The organism is Ktedonobacter robiniae (assembly GCF_016587375.1).
In the GTDB taxonomy this organism is placed as follows: Bacteria; Chloroflexota; Ktedonobacteria; order Ktedonobacterales; family Ktedonobacteraceae; genus Ktedonobacter; species Ktedonobacter robiniae.
Genome location: NZ_BNJG01000005.1, coordinates 87378 through 110052, shown reverse-complemented (window position 1 = coordinate 110052; position 22675 = coordinate 87378). Strand labels below are relative to the sequence as shown.

At 52.2% G+C, this 22675-nt stretch carries 22 protein-coding genes and 3 pseudogenes; 8 read left to right on the top strand and 17 right to left on the bottom strand.

Going from position 1 to position 22675, the window contains the following annotated elements:
- Positions 1-23 precede the first annotated feature (23 nt).
- Together JMJ04_RS42970 and JMJ04_RS42965 are read left to right on the top strand one after the other, a co-directional pair.
- Positions 24-677 (top strand): hypothetical protein, encoded by a 654-nt coding sequence (locus JMJ04_RS42970; protein WP_201376530.1) that lies wholly within the window; start codon positions 24-26, stop codon positions 675-677.
- A gap of 44 nt (positions 678-721) precedes the next feature.
- A pseudogene (locus JMJ04_RS42965) lies at positions 722-1285 on the top strand (IS6 family transposase); the annotation flags it as partial.
- Positions 1286-1352: 67 nt separating this feature from the next.
- Here JMJ04_RS42965 and JMJ04_RS42960 read toward each other — a convergent pair.
- The 3 genes from JMJ04_RS42960 to JMJ04_RS47645 all read right to left on the bottom strand — a co-directional run bounded on the left by JMJ04_RS42960 (position 1353) and on the right by JMJ04_RS47645 (position 4905).
- The gene (locus JMJ04_RS42960; RefSeq protein WP_201376529.1) at positions 1353-2171 is read right to left on the bottom strand and encodes an IS6 family transposase; all 819 of its coding nucleotides are present in this window, start codon (positions 2169-2171) and stop codon (positions 1353-1355) included.
- 100 nt (positions 2172-2271) lie between these two features.
- Positions 2272-3606 carry a tetratricopeptide repeat protein gene (locus JMJ04_RS47650; RefSeq protein ID WP_236039122.1) on the bottom strand — a complete coding sequence of 445 codons (1335 nt, stop codon included), beginning with the start codon at positions 3604-3606 and terminating at the stop codon, positions 2272-2274.
- Complete coding sequence (locus tag JMJ04_RS47645; protein WP_236039121.1) at positions 3607-4905, bottom strand: DUF7779 domain-containing protein; 1299 nt, start codon at positions 4903-4905, stop codon at positions 3607-3609. It lies immediately after the preceding gene.
- 288 nt (positions 4906-5193) lie between these two features.
- On the opposite strand from JMJ04_RS47645, the pseudogene JMJ04_RS42950 reads away from it, so the two are divergent.
- Positions 5194-5448 (top strand): annotated as a pseudogene (locus JMJ04_RS42950) (IS6 family transposase); the annotation flags it as partial.
- Between the two features lie 28 nt (positions 5449-5476).
- On the opposite strand, the gene JMJ04_RS42945 reads toward JMJ04_RS42950, so the two are convergent.
- Positions 5477-5974 carry a helix-turn-helix transcriptional regulator gene (locus JMJ04_RS42945; protein WP_236039120.1) on the bottom strand — a complete coding sequence of 166 codons (498 nt, stop codon included), beginning with the start codon at positions 5972-5974 and terminating at the stop codon, positions 5477-5479.
- 210 nt (positions 5975-6184) lie between these two features.
- Here JMJ04_RS42945 and JMJ04_RS42940 point away from each other — a divergent pair, with 210 nt between their 5' ends.
- Positions 6185-6391, top strand: a complete 207-nt coding sequence (locus JMJ04_RS42940) for a hypothetical protein (RefSeq protein ID WP_201376528.1) — start codon at positions 6185-6187, stop codon at positions 6389-6391.
- Positions 6392-6801: 410 nt separating this feature from the next.
- Entirely contained in the window at positions 6802-7899 is a 1098-nt protein-coding gene (locus JMJ04_RS42935) for an ABC transporter permease (RefSeq protein ID WP_201376527.1), read from the top strand.
- A gap of 157 nt (positions 7900-8056) precedes the next feature.
- Here the strand turns inward: JMJ04_RS42935 and JMJ04_RS42930 are convergent, their stop codons facing one another.
- From JMJ04_RS42930 to JMJ04_RS42920, 3 genes and pseudogenes are all read right to left on the bottom strand, one after another.
- Positions 8057-8761: an IS6 family transposase gene (locus tag JMJ04_RS42930; protein ID WP_201376672.1), complete on the bottom strand. Its 705-nt coding sequence runs from the start codon at positions 8759-8761 to the stop codon at positions 8057-8059.
- Between the two features lie 240 nt (positions 8762-9001).
- Complete coding sequence (locus JMJ04_RS42925; protein WP_201376526.1) at positions 9002-10009, bottom strand: hypothetical protein; 1008 nt, start codon at positions 10007-10009, stop codon at positions 9002-9004.
- Between the two features lie 143 nt (positions 10010-10152).
- Positions 10153-10944 (bottom strand): annotated as a pseudogene (locus JMJ04_RS42920) (IS6 family transposase).
- Positions 10945-11660: 716 nt separating this feature from the next.
- Between JMJ04_RS42920 and JMJ04_RS42915 the strand changes: the two are divergent.
- Entirely contained in the window at positions 11661-12209 is a 549-nt protein-coding gene (locus tag JMJ04_RS42915; protein WP_201376525.1) for a hypothetical protein, read from the top strand.
- Positions 12210-12407: 198 nt separating this feature from the next.
- Here the strand turns inward: JMJ04_RS42915 and JMJ04_RS42910 are convergent, their stop codons facing one another.
- The 9 genes from JMJ04_RS42910 to JMJ04_RS42870 form a co-directional block, all read right to left on the bottom strand.
- Positions 12408-12596 (bottom strand): hypothetical protein, encoded by a 189-nt coding sequence (locus JMJ04_RS42910; protein WP_236039119.1) that lies wholly within the window; start codon positions 12594-12596, stop codon positions 12408-12410.
- A gap of 93 nt (positions 12597-12689) precedes the next feature.
- Complete coding sequence (locus tag JMJ04_RS42905; RefSeq protein ID WP_201376524.1) at positions 12690-13304, bottom strand: transposase; 615 nt, start codon at positions 13302-13304, stop codon at positions 12690-12692.
- Positions 13301-13816 (bottom strand): helix-turn-helix domain-containing protein, encoded by a 516-nt coding sequence (locus tag JMJ04_RS42900; protein WP_201376523.1) that lies wholly within the window; start codon positions 13814-13816, stop codon positions 13301-13303. Before JMJ04_RS42900 ends, JMJ04_RS42905 begins: the two co-directional genes overlap by 4 nt.
- A gap of 77 nt (positions 13817-13893) precedes the next feature.
- Positions 13894-14289 (bottom strand): transposase, encoded by a 396-nt coding sequence (locus JMJ04_RS42895; protein ID WP_201376522.1) that lies wholly within the window; start codon positions 14287-14289, stop codon positions 13894-13896.
- 141 nt (positions 14290-14430) lie between these two features.
- Positions 14431-14763 (bottom strand): helix-turn-helix domain-containing protein, encoded by a 333-nt coding sequence (locus JMJ04_RS42890; protein ID WP_201376521.1) that lies wholly within the window; start codon positions 14761-14763, stop codon positions 14431-14433.
- 47 nt (positions 14764-14810) lie between these two features.
- Entirely contained in the window at positions 14811-15632 is an 822-nt protein-coding gene (locus JMJ04_RS42885; protein ID WP_201376520.1) for an IS6 family transposase, read from the bottom strand.
- Positions 15633-15653: 21 nt separating this feature from the next.
- Positions 15654-17117 carry a WD40 repeat domain-containing protein gene (locus tag JMJ04_RS42880; protein WP_236039118.1) on the bottom strand — a complete coding sequence of 488 codons (1464 nt, stop codon included), beginning with the start codon at positions 17115-17117 and terminating at the stop codon, positions 15654-15656.
- A 3-nt stretch (positions 17118-17120) separates the two neighbouring features.
- The gene (locus JMJ04_RS42875) at positions 17121-18737 is read right to left on the bottom strand and encodes a serine protease (protein ID WP_201376518.1); all 1617 of its coding nucleotides are present in this window, start codon (positions 18735-18737) and stop codon (positions 17121-17123) included.
- A gap of 112 nt (positions 18738-18849) precedes the next feature.
- A complete protein-coding gene (locus JMJ04_RS42870; RefSeq protein WP_201376517.1) occupies positions 18850-19155 on the bottom strand; it encodes a CU044_2847 family protein in 306 nt (101 codons plus the stop codon).
- A 741-nt stretch (positions 19156-19896) separates the two neighbouring features.
- On the opposite strand from JMJ04_RS42870, the gene JMJ04_RS42865 reads away from it, so the two are divergent.
- Entirely contained in the window at positions 19897-20802 is a 906-nt protein-coding gene (locus tag JMJ04_RS42865; protein WP_201376516.1) for a class I SAM-dependent methyltransferase, read from the top strand.
- On the opposite strand, the gene JMJ04_RS42860 is transcribed toward JMJ04_RS42865, so the two are convergent.
- Positions 20760-21632, bottom strand: a complete 873-nt coding sequence (locus tag JMJ04_RS42860; RefSeq protein WP_201376515.1) for a hypothetical protein — start codon at positions 21630-21632, stop codon at positions 20760-20762. The genes JMJ04_RS42865 and JMJ04_RS42860 overlap by 43 nt on opposite strands.
- Positions 21633-22326: 694 nt before the next feature.
- Between JMJ04_RS42860 and JMJ04_RS42855 the strand changes: the two genes are divergently transcribed.
- Entirely contained in the window at positions 22327-22554 is a 228-nt protein-coding gene (locus JMJ04_RS42855; RefSeq protein WP_201376514.1) for a hypothetical protein, read from the top strand.
- The last annotated feature ends 121 nt before the right edge of the window (positions 22555-22675 follow it).

The following is a 22675-nucleotide window of genomic DNA, read 5'->3' as shown; positions in this document are numbered from 1 at the left end:
CTCATCTCAGAGAGCTGGTTGATGTGAGCTTGATACAGAGTGAGGTGGTGGAAGATGGAACGATGCGTTTTTACATGCTCAAACTCGTTCAGGAGTATGCGCAGGAACAATTGCGCAGAACAGGAAAGGAAGCGACCTATCGCTGGCGGCATGTCGAATATGTTACGCGCCTGGTGGAGAGGGCCATTACACCCGGTAGTCGCCATGAGTGGATAGAACCTGAGCAGCCTAATCTGCGAGCAGCATTACACTGGGCCTATGAGCAGCGGAAGGCAAGAGCAGGACTACGATTGGTCGCGGCTTGTGGAGCCTACTGGATCAGAAGAGGGCAGATGCGCGAGGGGGACTTGTGGCTTTCAAAGATACTAGAGCTGGATAGTCAGGTGGCTAAAGAGGACAAGGCACCGACTTCGGTGCGGCTCGCTGCGCTCTACTGCGCTGGAAGGATAGCCAGGCATCTGGGACAACCTGAGCGTTCGGCTGCCATCGCTCGGGAAGCACTCTTGCTGGGTAAACGAACGGATGAGCAGGTGGGGATGAGCAATGCACTGGCTTTATTGGGGCATCTGGCGCAGGCTCGTGACAATCTCGAAGAGGCAGCATCCTATTTCGAGCAGAGCTATCAGTGTGCTCGCCTCGGAGGGACAGGAGACGATGGGGTTGTGTTGCAAGAATGAGTGGGCGATGATAAACTCTTCCTTATTTGCGAGGAGTTCTCTTCATGAGTCATCATCCCCCGTTCAAGTGGCGTCATTTCCAGCCCGACATCATTCTGCTGTGTGTGCGGTGGTATCTACGATACACGCTCAGCTACCGAGATCTTGAAGAGATCATGCTGGAGCGAGGGTTGCATGTTGACCATACGACGATCTATCGCTGGGTTCAGTGGTATGCCCCAGAACTGGAAAAACGCTGTCGGCCTCACCTGAAAGCGTTCAATGACTCCTGGAAAGTGGATGAGACCTACATCAAGATCAAAAAAGTGTGGATGTATCTTTATCGAGCTGTCGATTCTGAGGGAAACACGCTCGAGTTTTTCTTGAGTCCGACGCTCATCGCCGAGGCCGCCTCGCGCTTCTTTCTCAAAGCCTTGTCATCACCTCCTGGTACTACTGCTCAAGCCATCAAAGTGGTACCACGTGTCATCAATGTGGATAAGAATGCTGCGTATCCCAAAGCAATTGCGGAGCTCAAAGCCGCTGGAGTCTTGCCTATACAAGTCGAACTGAGGCAGGTCAAGTATCTCAATAATCTGATCGAACAGGATCATCGGTTCATCAAGCGGTTCTGTCAGAACTGAGAGCGTAGAGACTCATCAGAGTTCCTGAGAACTTACTACACGTCTCTCGCTACTAAGCTGCTTGTATCAAAACTTTCAAGGCAGCAAGTCGTTGAAGGAAAGCTCGTCGCTGCTCTGAGAGTGTGGCTGACTCTCCTACAGCGGAGCGCGGACGAAGATAATTTCGTAATTCATCGAAAGCAGAACAGAAACGGGCAGCTGAGTTGAAGCTTCCAAAACCATGCATGGGATAATACCGTTGCTTGACTCCCCGATGGTCTTGCTCCAGGCGATTATTGAGGTATTTGTTGGTTCGATGTTGCACCTGGTTGCCCAGTATTTCACGCACTGCTCGTGGATAGGAGGTATGTCTGTCCGTTGTCACTCGTTCCGGAGCATGGCCAACAACGGCAAGAGCGTGCTTAAAGAACCGCTTGGCAGCATCCATATCACGCTTCTCACTCAGTAGCGAATCAACCAGATAGCCATCAGCATCAATGGCTCGGTAAAGGTAGCACCACTTCCCGTGGACCTTGATATACGTTTCGTCCACATACCAGGACCGCCCTGCTTGCCCATGCCGTTTGACTCGTAATTGCTCTGCGATGAGTGGAGCAAAGCGCGCTTCCCATGCTCGAACCATCTCATAAGAGAACACGAGGCCCCGCTCCAGAAACATTTCAGCCAGATCTCGCAGGCTCAACTTATACCGAAGCCTCCACAGGACTACCAGCAGGACTACATCGGTGGGATATTCCAGAAAATTGAACGGCGTCCCTGTACGCTCGTTGAAGAGGTGCTTACAAGCTGAGCAACGGAACGTCCGATAGCCGAGCGTGGTCTTCTGGGCTTGTTCTTTGGTCGTGGTTGAGGCGCAGTGTGGGCAATGCATGAATCACTCCTTCTCCAATAGGTAATGGTTCCCATCATACCTCGCAAACGATCTCCAGGACAAGCCTCTCTCCGAGTTCTGACAGAACCAACCTGAATAGTTACTCCTCCTCTTGTACAAGTTGAGCATAGAGCACGTGTGTAGCAATTGTTGTGGGATGATCAGTTCCCAGAACCTGTGAGCAAATCTTCAGAGCGCGCTCGGCAAGGCGACCTGCGCGAGGCAGGTCGCCTTGCTTTTGAGAAAAGATGGCAATATCATACAGCGTTTGGGCCAATGCAGGATGCTCCTGACCCAGATGCTGCTCTCGAATGAAGAGGGCGCGCTGATAGAGAGACTCTGCCTCAAAGTATTGGCCCCGGTCACGGAAGAGATTTGCCAGCCCATGAAGTGGTTCTGCCACCAAATGATGGGCACGACCTAATGTGTGCTCCCGAAGAGAAAGCGCGCGTTGATAGAGTAGTTCTGCCTCCGCATCCCTACGCTGCATTCGATAGAGTTCAGCCAGATTGTTGAGCACATTAGCAACCTCGGCATGCTCCGAACCCAGATGCTGCTCCCGAACGCACAAAGCTCGCCTGTACAGCGGTTCCGCCTCCTCGTACCTTCTCTGAGTTCGATACAATTCCGCCAGATTATTGAGTGAATAGGTGACAAGAAGATGCTCAGGCCCCATTGTCTGCTCCCAGATACGTAGAGCTCGCTTATACAGCGGTTCCGCCTCTGTGTATTTCCCTTGGCTCCAATACAGCAGCGCCAAATGATTGAAAAGAGCGCCAATATCGGGATGATCCACCCCTAGCACCTGCTCTCCAATGCGCAAAGCTCGCTTATACAGCGGTTCCGCCTCCTCATATCTTCCCAGCCTCCAGTAGAGAAGAGCCAGATCGTTGAGCGTCATGACGACAAGAGGGGTATTCTCCCCCAGAATCTGCTCATGGATGTGTAAAGCACGTTTGCTCAATGGCTCTGCTTCCGAGTACCTGCCCTGCTTCCAGTAGAGGTTTGCCAGATCGTTGAGAGTATTCGCTACCTGCGGCGTATTCTCTCCCAAAGCCCGTTTCTGGATCCGCAAAGCGCGCTGATAGAGCGGCTCCGCTTCCACATATCGTCCACGATCACGACACAGGTTCGCCAGTCCATTAAGCGAGGCGGCAACGGGAGGAGCCTCTGGGCCGAGAATCTTTTCCTGAATGTGCAAAGCCCGCCGATAGAGCACCTCCGCCTCTCCATATTGCCCGCGTTCCAGTACATATTGAGCGACCTTGTACGCGACTGACGCCAAGGGAAGGGAACGTACAGTAGCTTGGGCGCGTTGCACACAAATCAATACATGAGTCACGAATCGCTCACACTGCTTCTGCCAGGATATATACTCCTTCGTGAGACGTTTTTCGGGAAAGACAGCATCAAGTGCGCCAAGGATTCGTTGCATCTACTCGTATCGTTCGTCCTCGTCCATGGCATCCAGGAGCACTGCCTGCATCAGCCGATGGATCGAGAAGGTTTGTGTTTCTGCCTGGCGTGAGAGTAAGGAATAGGAACATGCGATGGCAATCATCTGGTTCCACTCCAGCAAATCACGACACACAGGCCCCAGCGCCGCTCCAAGATGCGCACTCCCCTGGCGAAAGAGCTCTTCAGGAATGGCGTCCGGCTGAAGTAGGGCACAAACACGCAACAGGTCACGCACTGCCAGGTGGCGGTCGGCTGCAGCGGTGATAGCGAGCGCGAATGTGGTAGACACGGGCGACGGATGATCCTGTGCCCCCTCGCCTCGGTGTTGAAGCAGGGCGGCACGCTGTGTACGGAAAAGCTCCACATAGGCAGACAGACCACACTGCGTCGCTTCCAGATAGGCACCTGCCTGGTCAAGCGCCAGAGGGAGCCCTCCCATCACTGTGACAAGCTCCGCTGCTGCGGCATACTGAGAAAGCTCTCGCACAGCAAACAGATGCACATGTTCACTGGTTGCTTCCGCTTCCAGCACTCTCGCACGGCGCAACAAGAAGAGCTCCCCTTCCTCCTGCTCCATGGGCAAGAGGGGAATGCTTCGCGCACGTGTCCCCAACGCCTGCAGGCGCGTTGTAAGCAGAACTGACCCATGTCGAATAGACGGGAGAAAACGATCCAAGATGTCCAGGTCTTCCACGTTATCACAAATGAGTAACCACTGATCATGCGTCATGAGCCAGTTATGAACAGCTGTGATGACGCGTTGCTGATCCTTGTCATCCCGTTCAGGCAATTGGAGCGTCTCGGCAAGACGCAACAGACTCAAGACGAGATGCTCTGCGTCCTCTGCCCCGATCCACAAGACCGCCCTATATTCCTGGGCAAATCGATAGGCATACTCCAGAGCAATCTGCGTCTTGCCAACACCACCAAGTCCCTGGAGCGCATACACACGGGTCAAAGCGGTCTCCTGATGCGTTACGAGGAATGTATGGAGGACCGTGAGGGTCTCCTCTCGTCCAGTGAAGAAGGGATTACGGGGCGAGGGAATACACCAGAGAGGGAGACTCTTGGCTTGGATTTCCTGCTCTTCAAACAGCTCTTCGAGGCGCAATCCCAAAAAGCGGCATAGATGGGGCCGAACAGAGGCTTGCGGGAACGCTTGTCCCTGCTCCCAACGACGAATAGTCCTGGCGGAGAGAGAAAGTACTTCGGCGAGCGCTTCTTGTGACAAATGACGACGTACTCGTTCCTCGCGCAAACGGGTGCCAAAACGCATGGAAATAGGTCTGCCCTCCTTCATTGCTCGTATGTACCATTCACATTGATTATCAAATACAGTGTAAACGAACAAAATTAGCAAGTAAAGTGGTTCAGGCATTTGGACCGGAAAGCGACTGTTTATCGAGCGCTCTTTCGCGGGTTGTGTTGCAAGAAAGATGAGACAAACAATTGGGCGTGGGATGAATTTCTCGCTCCTTCTTAGGCGGCCACTCCAAACGGTTGTGTTGCAAAAAAGGAAGCTGATCTGCTAGCGTAGAGGGAAAAAGCGAAAGAGGTCTCCTTTATGCGTATCCAAAGTCAAAATCCCTTTAAATGGCACCACTTCCAGTCTGAGATCATTTTGCTCTGTGTTCGCTGGTATGTGCGCTATGCGCTGAGCTATCGAGACCTCGAAGAGATGATGATGGAGCGAGGCTTACACGTTGATCACACGACCATCTACCGCTGGGTTCAGCATTATGCGCCAGAATTGGAGCGGCGATGTCGTCCCTATTTGAAAACCACGTCGGATTCCTGGCGGGTTGATGAGACAGTGGTGGACTGCTGTGATTACCTGCTGCTGGTCCTTATCGTCTCGCCCAGGCACCTGAAGGGACTCGGCAATACATAGCAGACCGAAGACGATGCTCTCGGTGGTCTCTGCCCCGATCCAGAAGACCGCCCGGTACTCCTGTGCGTAGCGATAGGCATATTCCAGTGCAATTTGTGTTTTGCCAACTCCGCCAAGCCCTTGGAGGGCATACACCTGAGTGGATGCAACCAACGCATCGACGGAGAGGAACGTATGGAGCGTCGTGAGGATCTCTTCTCGACCCGTGAAGAAGGGATTGCGCGGATAAGGAACGTTCCAGAGAGGCTCCCTGGGTCTCCTCATCCTCAAAAAGTGCTTCGGGGCGCAGGCCGAAAAAGCGACTGAGTTGAATCCGGACCGACGCTTGAGGAAGCGCCTGTCCTTGTTCCCAGCGACGAACACTTCTGGCGGAGATAGCCAGAGCCTCCGCCAGAGCTTCTTGTGATAAGTGAAGGCGCAAGCGCTCCTGACGTAACCGTTTCCCAAAGTGCATGAATACGTGTCCATCCTTCTATATAAGCAGCATGGGCTGACAACATTCAAGATTACTACTACAGTATAAGCAAAGGAAATCGGCACGTAAAACTCTTGGGGCAAAATGTCCAAAAGTGTCCTCCTCTTGTCCTGGTCAAAACCGCCCTTTCCCCGTATACTTGAGGTGTTACGTGTTCTTCAGTTTCTCCACAAAAGGGAGGAAGTGAGTATGACGTTGAAGAACAAGAATCTCCGTGATGACTGTGATGTGTTGGACGTGGATCTCGATCAAAGTGATGATGGCTTTGAGCTAGACCTGCGGGTCTACCATCTTCGTCCGAAAACAGCGCAATTGGTTGGTATACATGTGTCCAATCTGCTGGGTTTTTCTTATCCATTTCAATGGATTCATCCATGTGCGACGCTCCTAGAATGAAGACGATCAAGGCCTCCTCTGCCTTCAGGGAGATTCCTTACCACATCACGTCTCATAGATAAGCGCGAGAAAGTGGTGCTGCAGGTTGGGCCACGATCAGATTACAAACAGTATCGCCCATCTTCTCAACTTATCGAATACCTGCAAGACATTTTTCATTTTGAGGAGGAGATTTCTGCGGTTCCTTGGTGGTCGCTGACAAGCAGGACGGGCAATTCATGGGCATGCCTCCTGAAATTATTTGTGAGATGATCAGTCTATCACACCTTAGAGTATTGATTGAAGGCGGCGTGCCAGGGCGGCATGAATCGCTCAAAAGCGATTTATGTGAGGAATGTAGTATTTTTGACGTAATAAATACTATATAGAAGATGCATTTTATGTTAGTTTGATGAGAGGAACGTCAGAATATGGATGCGTTGGATCCTCAACATTCAAAGACGCCACAAGACAAACATGAAAAACAAGAAGCGAGCGTAAAAGGAAACAATAGCGTAGCGCTGAAGGCAGGCACTGTAACCATTGCTCAAGCAACCTCGACCAACGACAGAAAGCCTCTTAGCCCATCGCGTGAAGCTCTCCAGCGTTTTGTTCGAGACAAACGCGCTCTGATGTGTCTGTTGGTGCTCCTCTTTTTTATTCTTCTGCCAATCGTTGGTCCCCTGTTCTATCAGCATATCGGAGTCCCCTATCACAGTACAACTTATGGAGTCATTAGCCCCGATCAATACCATAATCCCTTTCACCAGGAGCTTGATCGTCAGGAGGAGGGACCTTCTCCTCAATACTGGCTCGGCACGGATAGCCTTGGGCGTGATCTGCTCGCGCGTTTGATGCAAGGGCTTCTCATTTCTCTCTGTGTCGCTGTGCTTGTAGAGATTGTTGACATTGTGATGGGCGTTTCTGTGGGCATCATTGCGGGCTTTTATGGAAAATGGGTTGATCAATTGCTGGCTCGCTTCACCGATATCATTTTCGCCTTTCCCGGCCTGCTCTTCGTCATTCTTCTCGCCGGTATCTTTGGTTCATCGGCTGATTCAGTCTTCAGCAACCTCCCGCTCATTGGCGCGAATGGGGAGGCGCGTCTCGTGCTCGTTTCCATGGCTCTCGCATTTGTGAACTGGCCATTTATGGCTCGCCAGGTGCGTGGTCTGACACTCCAGTTACGTGAACAACAGTTTGTCGAAGCCGCTACATCAACAGGAGCACCTGCTTCCAAAATTATTCTGCGTCATATTGTACCAAATGTAATAAGCATCGTTATTGTCCAGGCTACATTGAATATAGGAGGCACTATTGTGAGCGAGGCTGGTCTGAGCTTTCTCGGTTTGGGTGTGCAAGCGCCGGGTTCCAGTATTGGCCTGATGATTAATGATGCCGCCGACCTAATCGACTCCAAACCCTGGCAGGTATTAATGCCCTCGCTGGTTCTCACTGTTATCGTTCTCTGCTTCTCGTTCCTTGGCGATGGTGTACGTGACGCCTTCGATCCACGTTCTAGAGATTAAGTAGAGAGAGGCCCAGGATATGGAAAAATCGCTCATAATGATAGATTTTTACGTGTACCGATGAAGTACCCTTGTCAAGGAGGAGAGAGGAAACCGGTTGTGTTGCAAGAAATTTAAAGAAAAGAAGATGAGTAAGAAATATCCCTTTCTGCTTTGTTTAAGCGACCACCCCAAACAATTGAGTGACGAATGTTGCTTGGGCTTCTGCATCCCCTTTGTCTACCCCTTGCAACTGTCCTTTCCTGTTCATCGTTTCGTACCCTTGAAGGGTTCGCCTTGCCGTCTCGAACGAGAAAAAGCCCATCCCGGGCTTGGCTAGGCGTTTAATAAAACGATGGTCTTGTTCAACCGGATTGTTAAGATATTTGACTTGTCTCAACTCACAGCTTTCGGGGAGGTGTCCTCTTGCTTTGAGCTCGTTGAATGCTTTGGGATAGGCTGCGTTTTTGTCCACATTGATCACTCGTGGTTCAGCAGTATGAGGGGCGGCAAGGGTTTTCAGAAAGAAACGCCTGGCGGCTTCTCCGTCTCTGGTTGGGCTGAGTACGAAGTCGAGTGTCTTTCCCTGCGCATCAACCGCTCGATACAGATAGACCCATTCTTTTTTCACTTTGATGTAGGTCTCATCAACCCGCCAGGAATCCGACGTGGTTTTCAAATAGGGACGACATCGCCGCTCCAATTCTGGCGCATAATGCTGAACCCAGCGGTAGATGGTCGTGTGATCAACGTGTAAGCCTCGCTCCATCATCATCTCTTCGAGGTCTCGATAGCTCAGCGCATAGCGCACATACCAGCGAACACAGAGCAAAATGATCTCAGACTGGAAGTGGCGCCATTTAAAGGGATTTTGACTTTGGATACGCATAAAGGAGACCTCTTTCGCTTTTTCCCTCTACGCTAGCAGATCAGCTTCCTTTTTTGCAACACAACCCCCGCGCCAGGCTTAGGCATCGTAGGCACGCTCTGCGTCACTGTTTTCTTCATGCTGGCTACGCTCTTTAAGTTTTTATGCTGAGATCACTAAGCTGCTCGGCTCGAAACACCCATAGAGTAGGAGACAAACTCACTGTGCTCCTCTCTTCGCTGTTCACACGTGAGCTTAGCCATTATTCAGAGCGCAGAGAAAGAGGATACCCATCACAAGCCCACCGCCACCAATTCCCATAAGAGCCCCGGCCAGGCGCTTTTCCCACCGGACTGGCAGATTGGAAAGCTGTTCATCCCCTGGATGAGGGTTCGCTTCAAGACGTTGTAACACCCCTCGCTTAAGCCACGACCAGAAACAAAGAATGATGCATCCAAGAACACCACTCCCATAGGCTGCCGTATGGGCCCATCCGTCTGCTAAAAAGAGCACTTTTTGGGTTGGTGGTACCAACGAAGCCAATGGCTCCCTCAAAGTGACTCCGCCTCCTCGAGCCATGAGATATCCTGCCACTCCTGCCACAAGGGTCATGCCTGCCATACCTATGAGAATCACAAGCAGTGGCCGAAGCAGATGAGAAGCCAAAAGCCTGGGGCGTTGTGGGAAAAGACGCGCGCTTAGGGCCACTGGAATGCTCGCACATAATCCCGCCCACCACGTAGCGATCACTCCCCATTCCAAGGCAAGTAGCGTAGGATCTTGTAGATTCCAGTAATCAATGTGACCAAGCGTAAAATACTCCACGCAGAGATGGGCTGTCACTTGATCCATAAAAAGTCCATACGCAACCACCCCTCCAATAGTAAGCAAGACAATCTGTATGCTTGCACCAATGCCCTCGAGAAGCTGACGAGCACCACCAGATCGCTGCCACTCCATGTTCTTCGAGCTACTTTTCTGTTTGTCTCGATCCTCATCCCCAACCGTTGGAGGTTTCTTATGGCGCTCCATCACCCATCCAATCATGAGCAGAACTCCTCCAAGGAGAACGAGAAGACTCCCCAAAGGCACAACAATCACAAGTAAGAAGAGAGCAATATCTCCTTGAAGCGTATGGAAACCATACGGAATATTTTCAGCACCGATGAATGCTGCCAGAGCAATCATCGATCCGACGAAAAGGGTCATCAGTCCCGTACGAAAAACACCATTTCTTCCCTTTGGAAAGCAGGGTAGACGCATTCCTCTTTTTCTCCTTCAGCAGTTTTTAAGAACAGTTTACATGCCTTTCTTTCCAGAGAAACCTGTCATTTGTCCTATATTTAGGCTGTGTTACAAAAAAGGAAATGATCAGCAAAGGCCTGTTTGTCCTCTTGCTATGGCACTTAGGCACCCACCCCGAACATGCCGGTGATGAAGGCTGCCTGACTGAGAATATCTCCTTTGCCCACGCCTCGTATCTGCCCTTTGCGTACCATGTTCATCACCTCGTATCCTTGCAAGGTTCGCTCTGCAGTCGCAAAAGAAAAGAAACCCATCCCGGGTTTGGTCAGCTGCTTGATACACCGATGATCTTGTTCGATCAGATTGTTGAGGTATTTGACCTACCTCAATTCAACACTCTCGGAGAGCATTCCGGCTGCTTTCAGATCAGCAATGGCTTTGGGATAGGCCGCGTTTTTATCGACGTTGATAACACGAGGAGCTAACTGGAGAGTCGGGGGAACTGTGAGAAGAGAAGACGTGGTCTCTCCCTCACGCCTCGAACAGGCGTGAGAGGCTGAGCGAGCTAAGGACTGCAAGGCTTTGAGGAAGAAGCGTTTGGCGGCCTCTGCATCCCGCGTTGGGCTCAAGAGAAACTCCAGCGTGTTCCCATGCGAATCAACCACTCGGTAGAGAGAGGTCCACGTTTTTTTGATCTTGATGTACGTCTCGTCCACACGCCAGGAATCGTTGGTACCCTTGAGATGAGGCTTGCATCGTTTATTCAGCTCTGGGACATAGCGTTGGACCCAGCGAGAGATCGTCGTGTGGTCAACGGCGAGTCCGCGCTCCATCATCATTTCCTCCAGATCCCGATAACTCAATGCATAACGCAAGTACCAACGTACGCACAGAAGTATGATGTCAGCTTCAAAATGTCGCCATTTAAATGCACTTGGAGGTTGGAAACGCATTGCAAAAATACCTCATGTTCTCTCAATACACCAGAGTTTAGTACTTTGTCAATCATGTTTTGCAACATATTCGTTGCCTCTATGACTCAATTTATTGTTGCAGAACAACTTTGACAGAGCATTAGAGAACTTCTCTTATTTTTGCAACACAATCGGTTCAAGAGACCTGCTGTGTAAGTGGCTCTTGTAAGTGGCTCTAAGGAACTCAGAGTCAAAGGAATCGCAGACGCGCTGTTTGATCTCGCTGCCCTGAATCAGACCGTTGGCTCAATATGGTTAAACCGCGAACTCTCTGCTGGCAGCCAGCATAAGATAATGCACACTCACGATTGATCCGTACGAGCTTGTGGCTGGACCAACAGTTTGTGTTCATGTCACCCACGGGATGCGCAACGAGATGTACCTTTGGATGAAGTGGCTCCGCAGGACCATTCAATGCTCTCACTTTTTCTGGCAAGGACTCAGAAATATCTCTACTTATAGAAACAGGTGAGCAATGGGGGCGCTTTCAAGCCAGTTTACTGATGAGATAAAACTGGTTGCGCATCCCGTGGGTGTTACGATGAAATGGTATCCCACTCCCCAAAAACACAGCCACATCGGAGACGCTGCTCCAGTTTGGCTCTGCCATATCAAAACGTTCAGATCTCTCTCAGGAAAAGGTGGTAATCTGGGTAAGAAAGCCTTGCTTTGACCAAAGAAAGAAGGAGAAATCGATGGGTTTCCGACGTCCATATCCTCATCTCGCTGGACTCTCACCCCTCTTTTCAACATGTTGGGCTTGCTTGCTGATCGCACTGCTGTTCATAAGTTGCTCTTCCCCCAACACGGGCATTCCAAACGCCACTTCAACAGAGGCATCGGGAAGTCCACACATCACTGCCACCGCCACCGCGAGCATTCCACAGCTAACCTCAACAGTAATCACGAGCCTCGCGCCGGTGACGACATCTCTGGCTCCGCCTCCCCAGGATTGCACCACCAAGCCCCCACCGCAGCAGAAGCACCTTGACAGCCTGGGCTCCAATACCAATGTGCGTTTAGTCGGGGGTGGAGCGTTCTGGATCTATGACGGCTTCTATCAGGATGTTCTCCACTTGAGCCAATTGGGCTCTGATCAGAGATGGCCAATGACGAAATGGGTCGTTGAAGTCGGTCCAAACACTTCTCTGCCAGTCACGTTGCGCCTGCGAGATAGACAGACGAAAAGACTGGCCTGGTGGACCGATGGCCAGACTCCCCCAGAGCTGCCACTCAGACGCTGATCCTGAACCCGCTCACAGATACAGGAGATGTCGGCTCCGTACCCGGCATACCAGACATTCCACATGGCTCACCAGATCCCGGCTGGTCGGAATGGGGGCTCTTCCCCGTTTTCTCCACTGCTGGTTGTTACTCCCTGGAGGTGAGTTGGTCTAGCGGTTCCTGGCAGAGCATCATAGCTGTCGGGAGCTAGAACTGGGTCAAGAGACCTGCTGTAGAAGCGACTCAAGCAACTCGTACGCAAAGGAATCGCAGACGCGCTGCTTGAGCTCGCTTGCCATCAGCAGCCGAGCCGGTTCAACAATGGCGCGTTTGCCATGAACCCATTTGGGCTCAATGCGGTTGAGCCAGGGACTCTTGGTAGGCAGCCAGCACGGGATAATGCGCATTTCAGCTTGGCCCGTACAAGCTTGTTCCTGGTTAGCCGTTCTTTTCCCCTTTGCACAAGAGCTTTTTTGAACCTGCACTAAGTGGTGCATTCGCTAAATACACATAACTTTGACCTGGAAAGAGAATGTGTGAGACTGACGAAGTGGCTGGTGACGACGACGACGTCCCCAGCCAAAGGGATGCTTGTGCGCATTCCAATAGGCTGTGGCGGCTTCAACGGCCCTCATCACCTCCTCCCACGTTTCAAAACGTCTTCCTTTTAAGGCAAGGGAGCGTAGGGTCTTCCACCAAGGTTCAATCAAATTGAGATAGGCGGCGCGACTGGGTTGATAGACAAATTCCCAACGAGAATGGTGGATCTGGAAGAGCAGCAAATCGTGGCAATGGTGCATATCCAGATTGTCCAGGACAGCGTAGATGCGCTCAATCGAGGCATCAAGCCAGTCATCTACCTCACAGAGAAAGTCGATAAAATGAAGCAAGCAACGACGTGGATAGCACTGGGTGAAACATTCTCCTGTCGCTTCTCGTAAGGCTCCATAGACATACCCCTTGGCACGACGGCCATAATCAATCTCTTGTTTGGCTCGCTGCGCGGGACGCACGTTGATATTGACTGCCTCTTGTCCTGGATAACTCTTTGCCGCAACTGGTCCCATTTCATCGATGTCTACAATCACACTGCCTGCTGGGGTATCCTTTCTCAAGGCTTCAATAGCCCCCTTTTTTGGGCGAACTCGGGGTCGAGTCGCTCACCAAACCAGCTCTCTTGCTGCCGCCAACGCAAGCCTTCTTCGTGCAAAATTTCAAAGATGCGTGTCTTTTTCATTGCAATCCCGAACTGCTGTTGAATAGAGGTCGTGAGTCGGTCAAATATCCAACAGTTGAATGCGAGCCCCAAGTTGGCGGGTCGGGTGAGAGCCACCTCAATGATCTTTGCACGATCCAGGTCGCTGTAGTGTCTTGGGGTCCCAGGGCGCCCGACATCCTCTAAACCAGGGAGTCCCATCAGCTCAAAGCGCTTCCACCATTTGCGAACGGTTGGCTCTGAGAGGTGCAATTGCTGCATAATCTGCGGGATCGTCTGTCCCTTCTGGGCCAGTTCAATGATCTTTGCCCGCTCCACCAAGCGAGCCGAAGCCGTACGTGAGTGGGCGAGTTTGCCAATCACCCGTTCTTCTTCAGCTGTTAAGGCACGCATTCGCAATGGTCCACGCATCTGATTTCTCCTTTCTGTGCTCGCTTCTCCTTTCTCTATTCTACAACTCTTTTAGCGAATGAGCCACTTAAGTACAATCAAGCAACTTTTTTGGCATTGGAGCCGATCACAGACAGAATCTTTTCCGGACGCTGGTTAAAACGTTCGAAGCAGTCTTGGGCCGCTACGAGTAGCGCTTGTTTCGTTTCAAACAGTTCACAATGAGTGACTTCGCGCCGAAAGTGCCGCCAAAGCATTTCAATCGGATTGAGCCATGGACTGTAGGTCGGCAAATAGAGTAAGACCAGACGCCCGGCTGCTGCTCGCACAACAGCTTCCACCTCATCATCCTCATGCGTGCTGGCATTATCCCAGGCCACATAGATCGTTCCGGTTGAATGCATCTCGAGCAGTGCTTCCAGCAACTGGGCAATCTCTTGTCGGCGCTTCCGACGATGGAACTGCACTATCGTTTCTCCGGTGTGATAGTTCACGGCTCTAATCCCATAAGTATTTGTCAGGTTGCCCTGGGGTCGGGATCATCACTTGCTGACCCTTGGGGCTCCACATGGCACGCAAGGTGGGAAACCAGCTCAGATTGAACTCATCTGCATAATAAAACACGTCTCCCTCTTTTAGCCCGTCGCGCGCTTCTTCGACCGTCTTTTTTTTACCAGGTAATCTGGATCAGGGCTACTCACCTTGTGTTGAGGCCGAGAGAGCACGATTTCTCCTGCTTTGAGCACCAGACGCACGGTTTCAATAGAGGCTCGAATGCCTGTCTGCTCCGCCATGGAATCGGCAAGCCGTTGCAATGTCCACAGAGAATAGGGTTGCTCCAAGCTGCGAGGTCGACGCCGGACCACCAACAGCAAGTGCTCTCGATACTCTTCCGTGATTTTCGGCGGCGCTGCGGGCATGGGTCGATCTTTCAGCCCTTCGACCGGTTCTGTCAGAACTGAGATCACAGAAAAGCTTCTCAGACGAATAGAATGCTCGCCTCTCGCTCGTTGACTTATGAGGTTGCTTGTATCATTCTCTGGAGAGCAGATAGACGTTGGAGAAAAGCCTGCCGTTGTTCCAGGAGTGAGACCACTTCGCCCATGGTGCGGCGAGGACAGAGATAGTTGCGCAATTCGTCGAAGGCACAACAGAATCGCGCTGCTAATGTGAAGCTTCCGAAACCACGCATGGGAGAGTATCGTTGTTTAATCCCACGATGGTCTTGCTCTAGCCGATTATTGAGGTATGTATTCGTCCGATGTACGACCTCACATCCCATCGTCTCGCGTATGGCACGGGGATAGGAAGCATGGCCATCCGTCGTGACCTGATCGGGAACAGAGCCGATCACAGTAACCGCCTGTTTGAAAAACGCCTGAGCTGATTCCATATGTCGCTTCTCGCTCAACATGGAATCAACGAGATGGCCCTCGTGGCCGATCGCTCGATACAAATAGCACCACTTCCCATGCACTTTGACGTACGTCTCATCCACGTACCAGGATTTTCCGGCCTTCCCTTGCCGCTTGACGCGTAACTGATCTGTTATCAAAGATGCAAACCGCGCTTCCCAGCCTCGGATGGCTTCGTGGGTGAACGAAAATCCACGCGCTAAAAACATCTCAGCAACGTCACGCAGGCTCAATTTGTAGCGTAGTCGCCACAAGACAGCCAGCAGGACGATATCAGTGGGGAATTCGAGATGGTTAAAAGGAGTGCCAGTTCGCTCATTGAACGGAGATTGACAGTGAGGGCAGAAGAACGTGGCATAGCCACATTTGGTTTTCTTTGATCTTTCCCTGGTCTCAGCTGTGGCGCATTTGGGGCAGTTCATCGGTCAACGTTCCTCATTCCGTCAAAATAATAGCACCAGCATACCAGAAGTGTCACCCTCATGCCCAGATGGAGTTTGAGTTCTGACAGAACCGTTGAGGATGTGAAGCGTCTGTCCTGAGACAGTATCCCAGATCTGTGCAGTTCCATCATCGCTGCAAGTAGCCAGCCATTGTCCATTGGGAGACCAGGCGATGGTATTGATAGCAGTTTGATGACCTCGGAAGAGATAGAGGGACTCACCAGTGGTAGCATCGGCTACGAGAGCGGTTTTGTCCTGACTTGCGATAGCCAGCCATTGACTATTGGGAGACCAAGCCATCTGAGTAATATAGGCAGCGTGCTCCCTGAAGGTAGAGCCCGATAGGCCAGTAATGATATTCCATAGGTGAGCGGAGTTGTCACGAGAGTCCGACGTAGCCAGCCATTGGCTATCAGGAGACCAGGCTACCCTGGTGACAGAACGCGTCTTGCTGCTGGGAATCTGCAAGATCGTATCAGCGATAGCATTCCAGACATATGCAATGTCGTCACTCGCGACAGCCAGCCACTGGCTATTGGGAGACCAAGCCATTCTGCCCATAGGAATGTTATCGGTAGAGCCACTCAGTTCACGAAGAAGGAGACCGGCGGCATTCCAAATACGTAGAATGCCGTCATCGCTAGAAGTCGTCAACCATTGACCATCAGGAGACCAGATGATACCACTGACAGATCGCATATGCTTGAGAATATGGAGCAACTTGCCAGTGGAGCCTTCCCAGATCCGTGCTGTGTAATCATAACTGGAGGTAGCGAGCCATTGTCCATTGGGAGACCAGACCACACTGCTGACGGCATTACCATGACCACTGAGAATATGGAGCAGATTGCCAGTGGAGGCACTCCATATCCGGGCGGTGGAGTCAAAACTCGCGGTAGCCAGCCACTGGTTATTGGGAGACCAAACTGCGCTGAGGACAAATTGGGTATGACCACTGAGAATATGGAGCAGCTTGCCAGTGGAGGCACCCCATATTCGGGCGGTATTATCCTCACTGGAGGTAGCCAGCCATTGTCCATTGGGAGACCAGGCTACGCTAGTGACGACATCTGTATGACCGCTGAGAATGAAAGGGGGAGAAGAGTGTGATTGGGGAAGTGAAGGCATTGGGGGAAGCAGCAAACGATTGAGCGCAAAACTTCCTCCTGTCACCCCAAGTATGACTAGGCCTATAAATGCTCGTCTATTTAGAATGTTCTTTTGTTGCTGCTCCTGCCGCTTCTGGCTGGCCTGGATGAACTCGTGCTCGCTTTGACTCAACTCTTGACCCCGCATCTTCATCCAATCAAGGGCCTCGGTTAAATCGGAACCAGCAAACAGTTTATATACATCGCGTTTAGTAGGATCATCAGTACTGGTATCGACCCATGCCCGCGCACGTTGCTCTAACCCTTGATGCCAGAGCAGAAAGCGTCGATCTTCCTCCACCCACTGCTTGAGCAATCCTCATTCCCACAAGAGAGCATCATGGATCATCTCGATCGTCTCCTGCTTGCTCTCAATATCCTGACTCATCACGAGGAGGCGGGCAGCTACCAATCGCTGCACCACCTTGAACACCTCTGCTCGTTCCTCCTCATTGCGCACGAGCGAGGTGAGAACTCGACGACGGCGTGTATCGGGAATATGCTGCGCTCTATCGCCTAAGTGAACCAATGCCGTGAAGAGATAGCGTACCAGGGGCCGCTGCTGCTCTTCGAAGCGGTAGTATGCCTGATTGGCCCACTGGGTGAGACACCCGGTCACCCCTTCGATCTGCTCGTAGGCTTGACGGGTGAGCATGCCATTCCGATGTCGCTCCCATAGCTGCGTCAAGGCGAATTCAAGCAGAGGGAGTACAGTACTGCTCCCTATGTCTCTGCTCTCCATGAAGGGTGTGGTCAGGGTATCTGTGACCATTGCCTCTGCCAGTCCCCCTTCAAAGCCCATTCCGACCAGTGCTACAGGTTCCTTAGCCATTGTAATCAAGTCGTAACGGCTCACATTGGGGGAAATGTTGACCAAACCTCGTGAGAGCCAGGGCACCAGGGACTCGTGCTGTACGAAGCGGTTGTAGAAGTCGTTGCGCATGACGATGACGAGCGTGATGGATGAGGTGTTTTCCAGGAGGCGGGTGAGTTCTGTGACAGCCTCCGTGCGTGCTGCATCAGAGACCGTCGTGAAGAGTTCCTCAAACGGGTCGATGATGACAGCCGTCGGAGGGGAGTGCTGGTTCAGACCTGTGAGTATATCCTGGAAAGTAGGATCCGTCGGACGGGTGACCAGAATTGCCCAGCGATCGCTTCTGGGAATGGCACCTGCCCGCAGGCGCGGAATCAGCGAAGACTTTCCGCAGCCTGAAGGGCCAAAGACTGCCAGAAACCGTTGTTCCTCCTTTAAGCTTGCGACGAGTTCGTCGATGATCCACCCACGACCGAAGAAGAAGGCCGAATCCACCTCGGTGAAGGCTTCCAGGCTGCGATAGGGGCAGAGGTCGGATACCTGCAAGGCGGGGCAGATAGCATGTAACGTTTCGGTGGGAATTGCGAACGCGGTCTCGCCAAGCTTGCCCAGTTCATCCCTTTCAGCCGCGATGACCACCATGCCGATAACGCACTGGCGCACCTCGTCCCAGACCGGCGCCCCACTGAACCCTGCAGTGACTTCGCTCGAGCGCAATTGAAGCAGGGGTTGCCCCGCTCTGGTCTTTGCCCCATGCCCAAGGATGGTCCCTGCTCCCCGTACCCCTTCTACCTCTCCGACGCCGGGATAGACGAAGGTGACAAAAGTTTGCCCGCCTGTGCCCCAAGAAGAACCTAACGGGAGCGCCTGGACTCCTCCTGGCAGCACTCCGCTCACGCTCAACCATGCAACATCCCCGGTGTCGACTCCCCGCCAGCCTTCCGCAAGCACCTTTGCTTCTCGTTGTTCCCCGCTCTCCTGAAACACCACGAAGGCTGTTTCTAGCCTGAATGTTCCAAGGACATGAGCACAGGTAGCGATCAGACCATCGTCTGAGACCACGAAGCCCGTTCCGACGCGCTTGTTGCTTACAATACGCACAATGCCTTTGAGGAAGTTCATCCTATCTCTCTCCGACCTGTATGTTCTCGGTGATTGAATCCTCAGGAGCAGACAGCGCTAGGCTCAACCAATCACTTGCTGCTCTCAGGCTCCTCTCCCTTCCACCGCAGCGTTACCTTGTAGTTGGCTTCAGCTTAAGCGCAGAGGCAGGAGTAATTATCGCCTCTGCGCTTAAGCTGAAGCCGAACTCCATTTCGATCTCATCAGGCTTCTGGATAAGACCTCGCAACGTTGTGATCACCTTCTCGGTCGCTGGGCGAATCTTGCTCAATGCTTGTTCAAAGGTTTGCGGGGCCTTTTCCGGTTCCTCTTCCGTACCACGAGCAGCACGTCGCGTGCCTCGCTCCCTCTCTGGTTCGTTCACTTCCACCACCACGGTACTGCCATCCTCCAGTGAAAATTCGATAAAACGTTTCAATGCTGTCCTCCCTGTATGATACCATCGTGGCCTCTTATGTGTTTAAGTCAACTGGACGATGGCAACGACACAAAAACAGGCGGCAATTTCTATTTTCTCTAAAATAGCTATCAAACGATAATACCTTTTAATCTCTTTTCCTTTTTCCAACATGAGACAGGCTCCTGATAGGTCCGATAGGTCCCCTATCCTTTTCTCGCTCTAGGAGTCAAATGACAACAATAACCGTTGCTACTATCACTGTCTCCTACCTCTATTTACGAGGCAATGGGAGCTTTTTACAGGTCCTCTTCTTGCCTGATAGCATCGTCATTGCTGCTTGCCTCCCTTCCTCACCCTCTGTAGAGGCATGCATCAAGAGAACATTACCAGAGCACATACAGAGGAGACAATAATGCACAGGTATTGGAAGACAACGATGGAACCTAACTTCTCTGAAGCGTAGATAATAACTTGTCGGCTTCAAAACTGGACAGGGTTCCCCAGGCTCTTTTACCTCCTGGTGAGGCAGAGGAAGCTGCTCCTGGCATGGTTTCCAAAGGGGGCAGTTCTTGACAATACGAGAAAAAAGGGGGAAACTGAGAGAGTGTGAAAACGAAGAACATGGATGTATCGAACATATGTCAGGCAGGATTCCCCTTTTTGGGACAAGATGATAAACCAGAAAAGGGAGAAGCTGTCTGTTCTTCACCCGTTTCCCTCTTGTCTTTCCCTATATTCTTTTTAAGGAGAAAAATACGCATGTTTTTTTGGAAGCGAGCGGCGCGTCGTAGGCCCCCGGCAGACCTCTCTTCCTGGCAGGGATCAGGACCGCAGAAGAGGACTGCAATCCTGGATGATCGAGAACGCCTGTCTGATGCCCCGTATTTGTTGCCCAAAGACGCTCAAGAGCAGAATCGTTTAAACTTCCAACATCGCTGTCTCTACAGCGCCATTGGCAATCACTATCTGGTTCCGCTTCCGCCCGATGTCACCACGATCCTGGATGTGGGAACCGGCACGGGGATCTGGCCGGTGGAAATGGCCAACCTCTTTCCCCAGGCGCACATCGTCGGCGTGGATCTCTCTGCTGCTTCCCTGGAATACACGTCCTCATCTTCCTATACCTTTTGTCTGGCGGATGTGCTCAAGGGTTTGCCGTTTCCTCATCAGCAATTCGACTATGTTCATCAGCGCTTGCTGGTCGCTGCGCTGCCTGCCACCCACTGGCCATCGGTGATTCAGGAATTGGTTCGCGTCACCCGTCCTGGCGGCTGGATAGAATTGCTGGAAATTGGGGTTACCATTCAGCGTGCCGGGCCGGAAACCGCCCACTTGCTCACCTGGATGGGGGAGAGAAGCAGAGAGCGCGGTTTCGATATGGGTCTTATGCCCCGCTTAGGGGAGATGCTTGCCCAGCAAGGGCTGGAAGCCATCGAGAGTCACGATATCCCCGTTCCCCTGGGAGAATGGGCTGGCCATATCGGAGCCATGCTCAAAGCCAATGTGCTCAGCGCCTTTGATGCCCTCAAAGGCACCTACTGTACGCAGGCAAACATGCCGCTGGAACACTTCGAGGCCATGGTCACCCGCGTCGCCCAGGAATGGGAGGCCAATCACGCATCCTATGTCTTCCATGCAGCGTATGGGAGGCGAGGGAAACCGTGACGAGTTCCACTCCTCCTCCTTTCCTGCTGGGCCGCGAGCAGGCTGAGCGTTTGCTCCGATACATGCAGGACTTTCGCCGATCTGTGCTCACAAGCATGCCTCCCACGCACGAGCGAAATACCATGCTTCGCTTGGTGCAGGCTCTGCAGGGGAGACTTCTGGCACAGATTGATCTCGGGCAGGCACAGATCCGGCTGGTCCTGGACACAGAAGAGGTGTCCGCCTTGATCGCTATGACCAAAAGCTTGCTCGTGCTCTCTGAGGAGAAGCCGGATACTGTGGATCGAGCGAAGACAATCACGGATCTTGGGACGCTGTACGCCTACCTGAAGCGGATTTATGGATGAGCAATGGATCGAGGGGAACCAGACGATCCTAACGCCTCCTCGAAAAGAAAGGCTAAATACCTCTTCATCCGTTTCCCTGGCTGAAGGGCAACTGCTATGTTGCGGAAGATTCTTGCAACATAGCAGTTTTGCCATGTCGCCATTGGGGCCACCAGCGATAGCGTTGAGGTAGAAAGACGACTCGACTAGGCTAATCCCCATGATCAACAAGACCGCGCACGCGGTAATGATGCCAATGAAACGCTTGAGCGTGTCTGTGATAGATAACACCCCCAGGATCAACATGAGTTGCAGAAACGAACCGAACACCTGGAGCCAGGCACCAGCCTCAATCAAGACTTGATTCTGCTTGCCCCACGCCATGATCTGGGGAAGCGTCGCCCCAGCAGGTGGACCAGGGTTCATCGCAAATGAGGCGGAGAGCGCGACAATACCGATAAAGCCAAGAGTAGCCAGCAAGATCCGTGCATTTCGTGTACCCATTTTTCTGCCTCGTTCTTTCAACCAGAATGTTTCATTCCAAGTTTTGCATAGAGGGTTGCTTCTTTCATAAGGTCCCTTTACAGTTCCTAGCATACCAAGAAATGCTTTTTTTCCGTAGTGGAAGATATCAGCAAAAGAGTATGACAAATGTCATGTCCCAGGGCCGCAGGTGCAAGAGCATTCAAGAACACAAGAAGAGCGGGAAAAACGTGTCAACCAAGCAAGAATAGCCCTTCAAGAGCAAGAGCAGGCATCTAGTGGCAGTAGGCGGCATTTCGGCAGGCATCACAAGGCATTACCAGGCATTTGGCGCCATTTCAGTAGGCATCACAAGGCATCACAAGGCATCACAAGGCGTTTGAGAGCATTTCAGCAGGCGTTACAAGGCGTTACCAGGCATGAAGTGGCGTTCAGGCAGGCTGGAGCGAGCAGGAGGGACGTGTTGAGGATGTGTCGCGGACGGGTTAGGGATGGGTGTCAGGCAGAACCCCCTGACGCCGCGCGCTCGGCCCTGTCCTCTCGTAGCTCAGGCGCAATACACTATCAGGTCCACCCATCGCACGCTCTCCCCCTGAAGCAAGCGGTTTCATCGCTCATTCCCGAACACATCTATGTTAGAGCCTTGCCTCACGCTCCATTGGATGCTCTTCCCCTACGTACACGTTGTGTAAACTATCTGTGAAGGATGGAAACGTTGGAAAGCTTTTACGAAGAGGAGAAGAAAATAGTCCATCGTCATCCCACGCTCTACAAGATACTAGGCCTGATCTTTCTTGGGATCACCATGGTCCTCATCAGCATCGATGTGGTTCTGGACTGGCCCGCATCAACACGCGCGGCCGTGCTCATCCTCAGCTTGTTCCCGTTTCTGCTCGCGCTCGTCTATTTTCTTCTGGCCACGCAGGAGGAACGCGGCTTCTAACGACGATCACTTCCCTCATCAGCGTGCGCGTGTAAGCGCTCAGGTCACAACGATACTCCCCCTCGTGCCTCCTTCCTCCTTGTCGTACTCGACCGGGACACACCACTGCTCGGTGAACTAC